Origin of the sequence: Halomonas sp. N3-2A (assembly GCF_002216165.1) — a bacterium.
In the GTDB taxonomy this organism is placed as follows: Bacteria; Pseudomonadota; Gammaproteobacteria; order Pseudomonadales; family Halomonadaceae; genus Vreelandella.
The window spans coordinates 1762544-1776546 of record NZ_CP022286.1; the positions used below are offsets into that span (position 1 = coordinate 1762544).

General features: G+C 51.5%; 12 protein-coding genes. 7 read left to right on the forward strand and 5 right to left on the reverse strand.

Annotated elements, in window-relative coordinates; translation table 11 throughout:
* Nucleotides 1–9 precede the first annotated feature (9 nt).
* Complete coding sequence (gene mscK, locus CEK60_RS08370; protein ID WP_089038631.1) at nucleotides 10–3351, reverse strand: mechanosensitive channel MscK; 3342 nt, start codon at nucleotides 3349–3351, stop codon at nucleotides 10–12.
* A gap of 177 nt (nucleotides 3352–3528) precedes the next feature.
* On the opposite strand from mscK, the gene CEK60_RS08375 reads away from it, so the two are divergent.
* The 4 genes from CEK60_RS08375 to CEK60_RS08390 all read left to right on the forward strand — a co-directional run bounded on the left by CEK60_RS08375 (nucleotide 3529) and on the right by CEK60_RS08390 (nucleotide 5639).
* A complete protein-coding gene (locus tag CEK60_RS08375; protein WP_089038632.1) occupies nucleotides 3529–4548 on the forward strand; it encodes a phospholipase A in 1020 nt (339 codons plus the stop codon).
* An 80-nt stretch (nucleotides 4549–4628) separates the two neighbouring features.
* Nucleotides 4629–4961, forward strand: a complete 333-nt coding sequence (locus CEK60_RS08380) for a DUF883 family protein (RefSeq protein WP_030070257.1) — start codon at nucleotides 4629–4631, stop codon at nucleotides 4959–4961.
* Nucleotides 4961–5365: a phage holin family protein gene (locus tag CEK60_RS08385; RefSeq protein ID WP_089038633.1), complete on the forward strand. Its 405-nt coding sequence runs from the start codon at nucleotides 4961–4963 to the stop codon at nucleotides 5363–5365. Before CEK60_RS08380 ends, CEK60_RS08385 begins: the two co-directional genes overlap by 1 nt.
* The gene (locus CEK60_RS08390) at nucleotides 5340–5639 is read left to right on the forward strand and encodes a YqjK family protein (protein WP_089038634.1); all 300 of its coding nucleotides are present in this window, start codon (nucleotides 5340–5342) and stop codon (nucleotides 5637–5639) included. Before CEK60_RS08385 ends, CEK60_RS08390 begins: the two co-directional genes overlap by 26 nt.
* A gap of 99 nt (nucleotides 5640–5738) precedes the next feature.
* Here CEK60_RS08390 and CEK60_RS08395 read toward each other — a convergent pair whose 3' ends face one another.
* Nucleotides 5739–6923, reverse strand: coding sequence for an NAD(P)/FAD-dependent oxidoreductase (locus CEK60_RS08395; RefSeq protein WP_089038635.1), 1185 nt, complete (start codon nucleotides 6921–6923; stop codon nucleotides 5739–5741).
* Between the two features lie 193 nt (nucleotides 6924–7116).
* Here CEK60_RS08395 and CEK60_RS08400 point away from each other — a divergent pair, with 193 nt between their 5' ends.
* Together CEK60_RS08400 and CEK60_RS08405 are read left to right on the forward strand one after the other, a co-directional pair.
* The gene (locus tag CEK60_RS08400; protein WP_089038636.1) at nucleotides 7117–8184 is read left to right on the forward strand and encodes an efflux RND transporter periplasmic adaptor subunit; all 1068 of its coding nucleotides are present in this window, start codon (nucleotides 7117–7119) and stop codon (nucleotides 8182–8184) included.
* Nucleotides 8184–11324, forward strand: a complete 3141-nt coding sequence (locus CEK60_RS08405) for an efflux RND transporter permease subunit (RefSeq protein ID WP_089038637.1) — start codon at nucleotides 8184–8186, stop codon at nucleotides 11322–11324. Before CEK60_RS08400 ends, CEK60_RS08405 begins: the two co-directional genes overlap by 1 nt.
* Nucleotides 11325–11424: 100 nt before the next feature.
* Here CEK60_RS08405 and CEK60_RS08410 read toward each other — a convergent pair whose 3' ends face one another.
* Entirely contained in the window at nucleotides 11425–11853 is a 429-nt protein-coding gene (locus CEK60_RS08410) for a DUF3617 domain-containing protein (RefSeq protein ID WP_193061666.1), read from the reverse strand.
* 167 nt (nucleotides 11854–12020) lie between these two features.
* On the opposite strand from CEK60_RS08410, the gene CEK60_RS08415 reads away from it, so the two are divergent.
* Nucleotides 12021–12230: a CPXCG motif-containing cysteine-rich protein gene (locus CEK60_RS08415; RefSeq protein WP_089038639.1), complete on the forward strand. Its 210-nt coding sequence runs from the start codon at nucleotides 12021–12023 to the stop codon at nucleotides 12228–12230.
* Nucleotides 12231–12239: 9 nt separating this feature from the next.
* Here CEK60_RS08415 and CEK60_RS08420 read toward each other — a convergent pair whose 3' ends face one another.
* Together CEK60_RS08420 and CEK60_RS08425 are read right to left on the reverse strand one after the other, a co-directional pair.
* A complete protein-coding gene (locus CEK60_RS08420; protein WP_089038640.1) occupies nucleotides 12240–13082 on the reverse strand; it encodes an ABC transporter permease subunit in 843 nt (280 codons plus the stop codon).
* A complete protein-coding gene (locus CEK60_RS08425) occupies nucleotides 13082–13990 on the reverse strand; it encodes an ABC transporter permease subunit (RefSeq protein ID WP_089038641.1) in 909 nt (302 codons plus the stop codon). The genes CEK60_RS08420 and CEK60_RS08425 overlap by 1 nt, the downstream gene beginning before the upstream one ends.
* Between the last annotated feature and the right edge of the window lie 13 nt (nucleotides 13991–14003).

Sequence of the window (14003 nt, forward strand, 5' to 3'; positions counted from 1 at the left end):
ACCTAGTCATTAGCTTAGGTTATCAGGAGGCAGCCGGTTAGCTGACTGCACTTTAACTGACTCGCCTCGGTCGCGGTGCAGCCACACGTCCATCTGCTCGAAGGCCACCCTAACGCCCGCTTCACGGAACAGCTCGTCGATCCGGCAGTTAACTTCGTCAGCAGCAAACAAGCGGTCAAGCAAATCGTTAACGAAAATGCGCAGCTCAAAATTCAGGCTGTGCGGCCCGTAGTTCAGGCAGAAAACCTGAGGTTCTGGGTCTTCTAACACTCGTTCATTTTCGTCGGCAGCCTGGCGCAGCAATGTATGCACTAAAGGCAGATCAGACCCATGAGCAACACCGTAAGTCAGCACCACGCGGGTCACGTTATCCGAAAGTGACCAGTTAATGAGCTGGTCCGTCACAAACGTTTTGTTCGGAATGATAATTTCTTTTCGGTCAAAGTCGGTCACGGTAGTCGCCCGGATGCGAATCCGACTGACCGTGCCATGTAGATTACCCAGCGTGATGGTGTCACCAATGCGAATTGGGCGCTCAAACAGAATGATCAAACCAGAAATAAAGTTGGCAAATATTTCCTGAAGACCAAAGCCTAAGCCCACGCTCAGCGCCGCCACCAGCCACTGCAATTTATTCCAAGAAACGCCCAGCGTGGCCAATGCCATCACTACGCCAGTACCAACAATGGTATAAGAAAGCAGCGAGCTAATGGCATAAGCACTACCCTGCTTTAAGGACAAGCGTGAAAGCACCATTACTTCCAACAAGCCAGGCAAGTTACGCGCCATAATGAACGTGATGGCAATCACAAGTAGCGAGGTAAACACATCGGAAATCGATAGTGCGTCTCCGACCAAATCCCCCTCTTCCGCATCCCATATTGACACTTGGTCTAAATAACTCAGTACCGCCAGCAGGTCTGACCACACCAGATACAGCAGGGCACTGAAGCCAATCAACAAAATCAACTTTGATAGGCGTAACGACTGAGAGTTAATTTTCTCCATATCCAAAGGTGGCTCTTCAACGACCTCCAGCCCACCTTCTGCGCCCTCTTGTACTTGAGCACGACGTCTAGCGAGCGCACGCCGGTAAGCTAGCCGCCGTGCTGCAACGGCTAAACTACGTACGACCGTGGCCTCAACGACGACCCACAAGCCCAACAGGTAAAGGGTGATTGCAAAGCGAGCAACTAGCCGCAACGCCGTATACTCATATCCCCACACCACAAGTCCAAGGAGTACTAGCGGCACTGAAGCCATCGCTAGACCTAACACCAACCGGAAGAGTCGCACTCCGAAAAATGGCACATGGGCCAGGATTAATAGTGCCAACCACCAGCTCATTGCCACCAGGCCCGCGGCAAACAGCCCTATCGCCACTGGGCGCAACGCCAGCGGTGTTTCCATTTGTCCAGAGAGCGCGGCAATAACAACCACGGGCGCTAACGCCAGTCCGAAACCACCCAGCAGCTTACGCAACCTCGCTGTATAAGCAGGAGCCCAGGTGAAATGGCGCTCAGCAACCCCGTCATGAACGAGTAGCCGACGGCCCCAAGCCACGACAGCCCAACTAAGCGCCAGCTGCAGCAGCGCTGGCGAAACACTGCTTGCCAAGGCACCTTCAGCCTCACTTAGGCCTATGCCAATACCTGCTAACCCCAACGGCCCTGGCAACGCAAGCAGAGCGTTTAGCAGCACCGCCTTGGTGGTATGCAGCTGAGTATCGCTTTTCAGTCGACCAATTTGTGAGTGAATGAGCGCAAGCCGTGCTTTAATCCGCCGACGCAGCCCAACCAGAACCACGCCAAGCAAAATAAACGGCGCGCCAATCAGCATTTTCCAAGAAAAACCTTTCCACTGAGAGGGCAAAACCGCCCGCCACTCGCCTTCTCGCCACTCCAGTTGAAGGTTGTGGGGAATTTGTCGTAACCAATTGAAATCTAGAGGACGGCTATTAGCTACCCAGAATAGCTGTTCATCAATGGTCGCCCGTAAATCGCGCGTCGTCTCTAATAGCTGTTGTTGATTAAGTTGAAGTTCAATAGCGGCGCTCAGCAGGCTACCGTAAGATTGTTCAAGCTGCTCTACCAATTCACGGCGCGACTGATAAAGGCGTGTTAGGGAGTCCACCAAGCCAGGCGTGACGTCAACCCCTGCTTCCTGCAAGCGCTGGGTCGCTAAGCGATCGCTTTGGCGCAACTGATCACGCTGCCGAATCAAATCAAACTGTTTGAGACGCAAATCAGCAATTTCATCTTGTAAATCACGCCTTGGCGCGACTAAAGGTAACGACTGGCGCTGTTCTCGAAGAATACGCGACAACAATTGGCTACCACGAATAGCATCAATTTGTTCGTTCAGGCTACGTTGAAGCTGCCGTACATGATCTAACTGACGCTGGGCTTCAATATTCTCACGTATAATGCCATTCGCTCTATCCGTCGTTCGCAACAGTTCAAGGCTCAGTGCTTGGTTCGTTTGCTGAGCATTGAGCACCACAGGGTGCCCTTCAGCGATCAGTGGATCATTCTTTGCGGCGTCAGCAATTGCCTGCTCAGATTGTAGCCGCCGCTGACGATCAATGACGCCTTGCAATAAATTAAGCTGCTGCTCCTGCTGGTCTATTTGCAGCTCAATGAGTTCCCGGCGCTCCTGGGCCAACTCTCGCAGCCGACTGTTGGCACTTAGTTCACGCTGGTTAAGGTTTACTTCCTGCTCTGCAAGGGCTCGCTCAATGCGCCACTGAATTAACTGTGCATCGTGGCGTGCCGATAGTTGCCGATCACCCAGCAAGGCTTCTCGCTCATCAGACTGACGGCGTAAACTTTCAGTGCGCTGTAACGCATCTGAAATTGCTTGCTGAGCGCGCTCAGGCAGTGTTTGCGCGGCCAATAGCTGAGAGTTAACTTCGGCTAACTGGCTTTGAAGCCGCTGAAGCTCCACGACGGCCTCTGCTTGCTGCGCTTCCAGCTGATTCAGTGGCATATCACTAAGGTTATCCACTGAGAACTGTCGGCTTTGTTCCTCCGCTTCGTTCAGCTCACGCTCTAGACGAAGCAATATTTCGGGCGCTTGGACAACCCGTTGCTCTAACGCCTCAATGCGCTCTTCAACCGCGTGCAGGCGCTCATAGCCTTGTAGCGCAGCCGTCAACGCTTCTTTGACCTGAGTTTGCTCGGTGGTTAGCTCGCTTTCTTGCGACTCAAGCTCGGCTAATCGCTCAGATAGCTGCTCCTCAGAGGGGACCTGATCAAGCAACGCAGCCTGCGCGTATACGGCACCAGCAGCCGTAAACAATAGATAAATAAAGCAGAGCTTGAGGAGTGCCTTCAGTGCATTTTTGACCACGTTAGATATGCCTCATCGACATGGATACTACTCCAATCAGGAAGATCGCCATTGTCAGGCGTTCTGGCTTCTTACGCAATCTAACGCGTTTGACGAACGGGAGGAGTTGACTTACGCGATGGGCGTGTATAGAAGAGTCTCTGATAACTGCCTTTTATTTATTTGCGAGCCATTTTGATGGTCATTCGAAAACTGCTGTTAACTAGTTTAATTGTTTTGCTAGGCACTGAAAGTGCCATTGCAGAGACCCGCGAGGAAATTGAGGCTCGTATACGCGCACTCAACAGCGAACTTTATCAGTTGCGTCAGCAGCTGCAACAGGTTGAAGATCCGGCAGGAAGCGAATCCACGCCCGCTCCGCAGTTGCTTCCAGAAGAGATGGCGCTTGAGGATCTCAGTGAACGCCGCCAATTTGAGCAGGAGTCGTCACGTAATCCGTTTGCGATTACGACTCACCGAACTAATTATCTTTTCCCTATTAGCTATAGCACCAACCAGAACAGCGAAAACTTTCGTAGCATTTCCGCAGACTCTCCACCTAACGACGTCGAAGTGAAATTTCAGTTTAGCGCTAAATTCAACCTCGCAGAGGATGTGTTTGGCGACATTGGCGATGTCTATTTTGCCTACACCCAGCGTAGCTGGTGGCAGGCCTATAATACCGATGCTTCTTCCCCCTTCAGGGAAACTAACTATGAACCTGAAATTTTTATTGATTTTGATAACGCCTGGAGCGCATTAGGCTGGGTAAATACGCGCAATCGTCTCTCCTTCATTCATCAGTCTAACGGCCGTTCAGACCCGCTTTCACGCAGTTGGAACAGAGTTTATCTGGAAAGCACGTTCCAACGTGGTGACTGGGCACTATCACTCGCTCCTCATTGGCGCGTACCTGAGTCCAGCGGCGACGATGACAACCCAGACATAGAACGCTATGTCGGTTATGGCGATATCCGCCTGGCAAAACGACTCAATGGTAACCACGAGGTCGCAGGGCAACTGCGTGGCAACCCAAGCGCGGGTAACTATGGCACTCAAATAGACTACAGCTGGCCTGCATTTAACAATGTGCGTGCCCATCTACAGTACTACTACGGCTACGGAGAGAGCATGATTGACTACAACAATCGCGTGCATCGTCTCAGCATCGGCTTTAGCTTAAACCCCCTGTTCAGTACGTCAGGGCTGAACCGATAGCACCTAAGGTTGTCTTATGATTAACGGCTGCTATGCTGGAGTTGACACTTATTCATATTCACTCGTCAAAGGATGACATCATGGCTAAACGTAATACTGATACCTCTGCTCGTGCTGACCAGTTGAAGGAAGATCTCCGCCACCTGAGTGAAACCGTAGAAGAGTTGATGAATGCCACGTCAAAAGATGCAAGTGGCGAGATGCGTGACCTTCGTGAGCGCGCAGAAAAACGACTGAAAGACACCCGAGCGCGCTTAGAAGCTCGCGGTGAACGACTTTACGAAGACACGCGTGAAACGCTGTCTCAGCAAGTTGATTGCTGCGATCGTTACGTGCACGAAAACCCTTGGGCTAGTATTGGTATTGGTGCCGCAGCTGGTCTAGTGGTGGGTATGCTTCTCGGTCGTCGCTAATGGCTTTAGGGCCAACACAACGCGTATTCTCTGCCGCCAAACGTCTGCTGAGATCATTAGTCGCTAATGGTGAGACTCGGCTTCGTTTGGCGGTTTTAGAGTTAGAAGAGGAGCGCGCTCGTTTATTGACCCTGCTTTTGTTGGCAGGAGCCAGCCTTTTGTTGCTGTTGTTAGGCGTCGCGACACTTACCGCGCTGGTAGTCGTACTGTTTTGGGACACTTATCGGCTGACTGCGATTGGCGTGAGTGCAGGCGTTCTTATTGCCTTAAGTTTTTTACTAGCGGTTATTGCTATTCGGCAAGCCAAGCAACATACGCTGTTAAAAGAAACGCTTAAGCAACTCTCCGCTGACCGAGCCTTGTTGGAGGTGAATGAGGATGACTCAACCCAACACCGTCAATAAGCCTCCCAGCCGAGCAGAACGCAAAGCCGCCTTGTTAGCGGAACTAGAGCAACAGCGTATCGATATATTAGTTGATAGCGATACGCTTACCAAGGCAGCCTCACCGCTAGACAAGAACTGGCGCAGCCTTAAAATACCTTTGTATGTGATTGGTGGCGTCGCCGCCTTGCGTATTTTGCGCCATCCAGGTGGCGCAATGGCAGTTGGCAGAAAAGCACTGGCTAGCTACATGCTGATACGAAAACTGAAGCTGCTAGCAAAAGTGGCTAGTTAGTAAGTCACTAGCGATATTTTCTGAGAACGTCGCTGGGCCGTTTTTATAAACGCTAATTTTGAATGCTCTACGTGTTTACGGCCCAGTTCTTTAGACTCATCAGCATGCCTGCCCGCAAGCAACACCACTTGCCCAAGCCCACTGGAAGTTGTACCCCCCCAATTCCCCCGTCACATCTAGCACTTCACCGATAAGCCTAAGCTGCGGTAGGTCTTTCACTGCAAATGTTTTTGATGAAATCGCTTCCGTACTTACCCCGCCCATGGTTACCTCAGCTGTTCGCCACCCTTCTGTACCTGACGGTTTTAACTGCCACTGGTTTAGCCGCTGCGCCCAGTGATCAAGCGCATCATTGCTGTACTCAGCCATAGGGCTGGTAAGATTGGCGTCTGGGTACCACTCTAGCAACGCTTGGGCAAAGCGCTTTGGAAAACGCTCTCCCAGCCAAGTGGACAGCAGACGCTTAGGGCTCGCATGCCGTGCATAGCGTAATACGTCAGCGGCATCTTCAGTTGGCAGTAAATTAATAGTGATCGCGTCGCCAGGTTGCCAAACGCTGGAAATTTGCAGCATCGATGGGCCTGATAGGCCACGATGAGTAAATAGCATTGGCTCTATATAGCGTTTCCCATTGCAGCTAACTTCGCATGGCACACTGACCCCAGAAAGTGCTGCTGTACGCTCTTTCCAGCTATCGCTTAAGGTAAACGGCACCAAACCTGGGCGAGTAGGCAGAACATCTAAGCCAAACTGACGGGCAATATCATAACCAAACCCTGTCGCCCCCATCGTGGGTATCGAAAGTCCTCCCGTCGCAATCACTACCGTACCCGCGTCGATGCTTCCCAACGACGTGGCTAAGCGCATGCTATCCCCCATTCGCTCCAGCCTAGAAATTGACGTGCTGAGCGACACCTCGACGCCGGCCCATTCACACTCGGTGAGTAAGACGCTAACAATGTCTTTAGCGGAGCTCGCACAAAAAAGCTGGCCTGGGGCTTTCTCCACATAGTCAACACCATGCCGCTCTATCAACGACACAAAATGCTCAGGACGGTAACGCTTTAACGCAGAAATACAAAAATACGGATTTTCCGAGTAAAAATTCTGAGGCGTAGTCGCAAGATTGGTAAAATTGCAGCGCCCTCCTCCCGACATCAATATTTTCTTGCCCGCTTTTTTGGCATGGTCCACTAACAGTACACGACGCCCCGCGTAACCCGCTTGAGCCGCACACATTAAACCAGCGGCTCCTGCACCAATGACGACGACGTCGTAGACCATAAAATTAGGCTCCCAGGGTGAAAAAATGAGAGGCATTTTAACAGGTAAATAGCTCAAAATTACTGTACATTAAAAATTACATGTACAAAAAACGTACATCTATTTAACAAAATATCACTGTAGACACTTCACCCTCTAACACGGTGATCCCCTAAGTGGTATTACTAGGCATTTTGATAACACTGAGACGCTCATGCTTGTTTGTAAACGTATCTTTCTCTTCTGGTTGTTTACCCTGATATGGGCTAGTCCGCTGTTGGCACAGTCTCCCCCTCCGGTTATTGGGCACTACGCCGCCATAACGACTTGGTCTGATCCGCTTGAAGCATTAGGGACACTGAGTGCAGATGAAAGCGTGACACTTTCTGCCACGGTGACCGATACGATTGCCGAGATCAATTTTGAAGATGGCGAACAAGTAGAGCGCGGAAGGCTGTTAATTCGTTTAGAAGATGCTGAAGAACAGGCTCAGCTAAGGGCTGCGCAAGCCCTCAATGATGAACGTCGCAATGCGCTAGGCCGAGCCACCCAGTTGCAACAACGCAACCTCGCCCCGCGGGCTGATGTAGAAGACACCCAGGCTCGTTTACGCCAATCACAGGCTGACGCACAAGCGTTAGAAGCTAGGCTGTCAAATTATCGCTTACATGCCCCTTTTAGCGGGCGAGTTGGCTTGCGTAACGTCAGTATCGGTGCATTAGTAACGCCCGGCATGGAGCTTGTCACGCTTGATAAGCTAGATGTCATGAAGCTCGACTTTACCGTACCTGAAGTATTTTTAGGGCGTTTATCCAACGGCCTAAAGCTGAGTGCTACTACAGCGGCATTCCCTGACGAGCTCTTCAGCGGTGAAATCTCTAGCATTGGCACCCGCATAGACCCTATCACCCGCAGTGTTAACGTTCGCGCTGAAATGGTAAACCCTGGGCTGCGTCTGCGGCCTGGGATGTTAATGGAGGTCGTGGTTCAGCAACGAGTCCGCAACACCCTGGTACTTCCTGAAGCAGCGATCGAACCCAGTGGCAACCGCCACTTTGTGATGCTGATCAACCAGCAGGACGACACCTCTCGATTAGAGCGGCGAGAAGTCATCATTGGCGAACGACGAAGCGGTGAAGTAGAGGTGCTGGAGGGTATCAGTGCGGGCGACCTAATCGTGATTCACGGATTACAACTCGCGCGAGATGGCCAGCAAGTCAGGCTGCTAGGTATCGCTGATGAAGAGACGGATATTCGCACGCTACTGGAGGCTGATCGCTAATGCGTTTATCCGACATTTCAGTTCAGCGGCCCGTGCTGGCGATGGTGATTGCCACGCTGATTATCGCGTTTGGTTTACTGGCACTCAACCGGCTGCCCCTGCAAGAATACCCAACGGTTGATCCTCCTATTGTTAGTATTGATACCCGCTACCCTGGCGCATCTGCAAGCGTTGTAGAGACACGTATTACCCAAGTGCTCGAAGACCGTATCGCCGGAGTGGAAGGCATTGAGTTAATTACCTCGCAAAGTGAGGATGGTCGTTCGCGAGTGGAAATCGAGTTCGCCATCACCATGGATATCAATGCTGCCGCCAACGATATCCGCGATCGTATTTCAGGAGCACTGCGCAACCTTCCAGATGATGCCGATAATCCTGAGGTCACTAAAGCCGACAGTAGCGAGACGATTGTCGTGTGGCTAAGTCTCTCTGGTGCGGATTACTCGATCACCGAACTGACCGATTATGCCAATCGCTTTCTGGTAGACAGCCTTTCGGTACAACCCGGCGTGGCAAGGGTGCGCGTGGGTGGTGGACGTGATTACGCGATGCGAGTTTGGCTGGACCGCAATGCACTCGCCGCACGGGGGCTAACTGTTGGTGATATTGAGGATGCGCTACGTGCTGAAAATGTTGAGTTGCCAGCGGGCTCAATTGAGTCCGAAGATCGCCAATTTATTGTTCGTTTGCCGCGCAGCTTCGCGACCGCTGATGATTTTAAGCAGATTGCTTTAATTGAAGGCAGTAACGGTTATCTAGTACGTCTGGGCGATGTAGCGCGTGTCGAGATAGGCTCAGTAGAGGACCGATCTGTGTTTCGTGCCAATGGCGTCCCGATGGTGGGACTAGGCATGATCATGCAATCAACGGCTAACGTAGTGGAGCTATCGGAAGCCGTTCGACAAGAACTTGACCGGCTTCAAGGCACCTTGCCGGAGGGGATGTCACTCAGCCTTAACTATGATGCGTCAGTATTCGTTTCAGGCGCTATCGAACAAGTAGTGATGACGCTGTTTATCGCCATGGGGCTAGTCGTCGTGGTGATGTTTATGTTTTTAGGCAATCTGCGCACCACACTAGTGCCTGCAGTGACGGTACCGATTGCTGTCATTGGAGCATTTACCGCCCTAGCCGCCATGAACTTTTCGATTAATCTACTCACGCTATTGGCGCTGGTACTGGCGATTGGGTTGATTGTTGATGACGCGATTGTAGTGCTTGAAAATATCAATCGGCGTATGCACGACTACGCAGAAACACCTCTGGTCGCAGCATTTCGAGGCACACGGCAAATCGCTTTTGCGGTGATTGCTACCACGCTGGTGCTAGTGGCAGTCTTCGTTCCCCTCAGCATGCTGCAGGGGGATATTGGTCGGCTATTTTCAGAGTTCGCACTTACCATGGCGGCAGCGGTTGTTGTCTCAACCCTACTAGCCCTTACCCTCACCCCAATGATGGCTTCTAAGATTCTCAAGCCGGGCATGCATGATAGCCGGCTTAGCCAAGCCGTTCAGTGGCTGCTAACGGGCACCCAGCGTCGTTACCAGCGCGCATTAGAAATCGTACTCACATTAAAGTGGCTGGTCGTTGCCCTGTTTTTCTTGTTGATAGCCGCTACCGCCTGGCTGGCAACCGAGCTGCCCAATGAATACACCCCGCAAGAAGATCGTGGCAATTTCATTATCCTTGTCAACGGCCCAGAAGGCGCAACGTTTGACTATATGATGGACTATATGGATGAGATAGAGGCTAGATTGACGCCTTTTGTGGACAATGGTGAGCTTGAACGAATTGTGGTTCGTGCACCACGTGGCTTTGGTAATATCGAAAATTTCAACAGCGGTTTTATTATCGTCAACATGGCTGACTGGGGAAGCCGTCGTAGCGCTTGGGAAATCATGGCCGAGATTCGCCAGCAGCTACGAACACTGCCGGGTGTTCAGGCCTTTCCAGTGATGAGACAAGGTTTTGGACAGCGCACTCAAAAGCCTGTGCAATTCGTACTCGGGGGCGGCACTTACGAGGATTTAGCGCGTTGGCAGGATAGGTTGATTACTCATGTTCGTGAAAACAACCCACGTATTACCGCTATCGAAAGTAATTATGATGAGACCCAGCCCCAGTTACGCGTGGATATCAATTATGAGCGCGCTGCAGCGTTAGGCGTCACGGTGTCAGAGATAGGTCGAACGCTGGAAGTGCTACTCGGCGGGCGTAACGTCACGCGCTATGTAGATGACGGGGAAGAGTACGATGTCATCCTTGAAGGTGACCGCAGCGGTCAAAATAGTCCTGCTGCGCTAAACAATATTCAAGTGCGTTCAGCACGTTCAGGCGAGCTGATTCCGCTAGCCAGCCTGGTAACGCTCTCTGACTTCGCGGGTGCTAGCACGTTGAACCGCTTTGATCGCGTTCGCGCCATTACGATTGAAGCCAATCTAGCCGATGGTTATCCCCTTGGTGAAGCATTGGAATACTTACAACAAGCCGCCGACAATGTATTGCCTGAAGAGGTACAAACGAACCTTGCCGGGCCTTCTCGCAATTTTCAACAGGCCAGTGGCGCTACCATGTTCTTATTAGTGCTCGGTGCCGTGGTGGTTTACTTAGTACTTGCGGCCCAATTTGAAAGCTTAATTCACCCGTTTGTTATCATGCTGACCGTCCCGCTAGCCATGATTGGCGCCCTGCTTGCTCTGCTGCTTAGCGGACAATCACTCAATATCTATAGCCAAGTAGGCTTAGTACTGTTGATTGGCCTTGCCGCTAAAAATGGCATTCTGATTGTTGAGTTTGCCAACCAGCTACGCGATGAGGGCCAAGCGTTTCGCTCTGCCTTGATTGAAGCGTCGGTAACACGCCTGAGACCGATTCTAATGACTGCGGTCACTACGATGGCGGGTGCGATACCGCTGATACTATCAAGCGGCCCGGGTGCGGAATCACGGCTGGTTATTGGCACTGTCATTATGGCGGGTGTTGGCTCTGCGACCGTATTTACGCTGTTTGTCGTCCCGGTAGCCTACGATCTGCTTGCACGATACTCAGGCTCGCCTGGGGCCGTTAAACGCCAATTAGAAGAAGAGATAGCCAGCGCTCCTATCGCTCATCATACGCCGCTTAATACCCCCGAGCGCTAACATGAGCCATTGCGGAAGGTCATATAGCGGCCTTCGCACTAAGCAAAAGGCGCCACACAGGCGCCTTTTGTTTTAGGTCATGAAGATGCTAACTGCCGTCTTATTCGCAGTTACCAATACGCTCGCCTTCAATCACTGTATTCATGGTCAGCTCACCCATCGGCGATTGAGTGAATATATCCACGTTGCCTTCGATCTGCTCACCCATAAAACGCATTTCGCCATCGATAGTCGCTTCACCGCCATCGGCACGGCAAATCATGCTGTAGGAAAGGCCATCGGCATTCATATCCTGGCTGAGCAGCTCGCAACCCTCTTCTTCTTCAATGAAGCCAAACTCAGCGCTATCCAGCTCTTCTTGAGTGATGCACTGACGTTCGGTTTCCGTTTGATCGGGGATTTGCATGTCACCACTCATGCTGGTCACGCTGACAAACTCCCACTCGCCAGGCGTGACGTTAGGGGTTTCTGCCTGGGCGACCATCGGGAAGGCCAAAAAGGCCGCTACTGCCATGTGTCGTATCATCATCGCACTCATCTCTAGGTGGCTTTAAGGAATACGTTATTATCCTACCTGATTCATTACTTACATGTCCTACCGGACAAGGTCACTGCTACACTATTATCTTCAGAGTTACTCATTTTCAGGGCTTTTCGATAAAAGGGCGCTAGCGATCACATTAAGGGGAAATAGCCATGCAGGATGACGCGCTAGTAAATTATGATTTTTACTGCCCCTACTGCGATACACCACTTACGTTTCTTATCGACACCTCTCAAGGTAGCCACGATACCTGGGAGGATTGCCACCAGTGCTGTGCGCCGATTCAATTACACATCATTGTCTCGCTAATAACCGGTGAGCTAGAAGCAGTGCTCACCGGGCGAGACGACGATGTGCTTTAGCGCCCGTCGCTAAGCACTCTCGGTTTGTCGCAGTAGTGCTTTTCGTTTTGCTTCACCCCGGCGCATGAAGAACCACGCCAATAGCGTCGTGAGCGATACCGCCAGAATAATCAGCGTAGCCAGCGCATTGATCTTAGGCGACACCCCCATCCGCACCGACGAAAACACCACCATTGGCAGCGTGTTGGCACCAGGGCCAGAGACAAAGCTGGCAATAACCAAATCATCTAGTGACAGCGTGAATGCCAGCAACCACCCCGCTGCTAAGGCAGGCGAAATAACAGGCAGCGTAATAAAGAAGAAGGTCTTCACCGGTGGCGAGCCTAAATCCATGGCAGCCTCTTCAATAGAGCGATCAATTTCGCGTAAGCGGGCTGCTACAACCACCGCAACATACGCACTGCAAAACGTTGTGTGAGCAATCCAGATAGTCGCCATGCCACGATCAGCCGGCCAGCCAATCAGTTGAGCCATCTGCACGAATAGCAGTAATAGCGACAGCCCCGTAATAACTTCCGGCATTACAAGCGGCGCGGTAACCATACTCGACAGTGCCGTCTTGCCGCGAAAATGGCCATAGCGCGTCATAACGAAAGCAGCCACTGTACCCAAGCATACCGCCATGCTGGCGGCAAAAAAGGCAATTTTCAGACTTGTCCAAACCGCAGACAGGATCTGTTGATCACGAAATAATTCGCCATACCATTGTGTCGAGAACCCTGCCCACACTGTCACCAGCCGTGAGGCATTGAAGGAATAGACCACCAATACCACCATGGGCAAATAAAGAAACAACAGACCCAACACCAACATCACGGAGGTAAAGCGTGGGCGTCTACGCAGTCTCATCATTATTCAAGCTCCCGTGACTGGTAGCGATGGAACCACACAATGGGAATTAACAGCAGCAATAGCATTACCATGGCTAACGCCGAAGCCACAGGCCAGTCGCGGTTTAAGAAGAACTCTTCCCACAACACTTTACCAATCATCAGCGTATCCGGCCCCCCGAGTAGCTCAGGGATCACGAACTCACCGACGGCGGGAATAAATACCAGCATAGAGCCCGCGATGATTCCGCCCATAGAGAGTGGCAGCGTGACTTTGATAAAGGTATTAAGCTTGCGTGAACCCAGATCAGACGCCGCTTCTAGCAGCGAGTTATCCAACCGCGTTAGATGGGCATAAAGCGGTAGCACCATAAACGGCAGATAGGCATAAACAATGCCGATAATGACAGCAAACTGAGTGTTCATCATGCGTAGCGGTGAGTCGATCAGCCCCATTCCCAGCAATACGTTATTGATTAACCCGCTATTACTTAAAATACCCATCCATGCATAGACGCGAATCAAAAACGACGTCCACGACGGCAACATCACCAACAGCAGCAAAATAAGCTGCCAGCGCCCCGGAGCACGCGCCATCGCATACGCCATCGGATAGCCAATCAACAGGCATACTGCTGTCGCTACAAACGCGGTTTTTATCGAGCCCCAGTAGGCCGCCACATAGAGAGAATCTGACAACAAAAACAAATAGTTGCCCAGATTCAAAAAGATATTGAGCGTTTGATCAGCATACTCAACCAGCGGCCCATAGGGTGGGATAGCAATTGCTGCTTCCGAAAGGCTAATCTTTAGGACCAGCGCAAACGGCAACAAAAAGAATAGCGTAAGCCACAAAAGCGGAAGCGCGATAACTGCGCGACGACCTAATTGCAACCGCTTTACGAAGCCTGCAATGCGAGATGGCATCATGATAGGCGATCTC

Bases quoted from the DNA above. Each gene is read 5' to 3' on its own strand.
- CEK60_RS08375 (WP_089038632.1), top strand. From the start codon at position 3,529: ATGGTCATTCGAAAACTGCTGTTAACTAGTTTAATTGTTTTGCTAGGC.
- CEK60_RS08410 (WP_193061666.1), bottom strand. From the start codon at position 11,853: ATGATGATACGACACATGGCAGTAGCGGCCTTTTTGGCCTTCCCGATG.
- CEK60_RS08390 (WP_089038634.1), top strand. From the start codon at position 5,340: ATGACTCAACCCAACACCGTCAATAAGCCTCCCAGCCGAGCAGAACGC.
- CEK60_RS08405 (WP_089038637.1), top strand. From the start codon at position 8,184: ATGCGTTTATCCGACATTTCAGTTCAGCGGCCCGTGCTGGCGATGGTG.
- CEK60_RS08400 (WP_089038636.1), top strand. From the start codon at position 7,117: ATGCTTGTTTGTAAACGTATCTTTCTCTTCTGGTTGTTTACCCTGATA.
- CEK60_RS08425 (WP_089038641.1), bottom strand. From the start codon at position 13,990: ATGATGCCATCTCGCATTGCAGGCTTCGTAAAGCGGTTGCAATTAGGT.
- CEK60_RS08380 (WP_030070257.1), top strand. From the start codon at position 4,629: ATGGCTAAACGTAATACTGATACCTCTGCTCGTGCTGACCAGTTGAAG.
- CEK60_RS08415 (WP_089038639.1), top strand. From the start codon at position 12,021: ATGCAGGATGACGCGCTAGTAAATTATGATTTTTACTGCCCCTACTGC.
- CEK60_RS08395 (WP_089038635.1), bottom strand. From the start codon at position 6,923: ATGGTCTACGACGTCGTCGTCATTGGTGCAGGAGCCGCTGGTTTAATG.
- CEK60_RS08420 (WP_089038640.1), bottom strand. From the start codon at position 13,082: ATGATGAGACTGCGTAGACGCCCACGCTTTACCTCCGTGATGTTGGTG.
- CEK60_RS08385 (WP_089038633.1), top strand. From the start codon at position 4,961: ATGGCTTTAGGGCCAACACAACGCGTATTCTCTGCCGCCAAACGTCTG.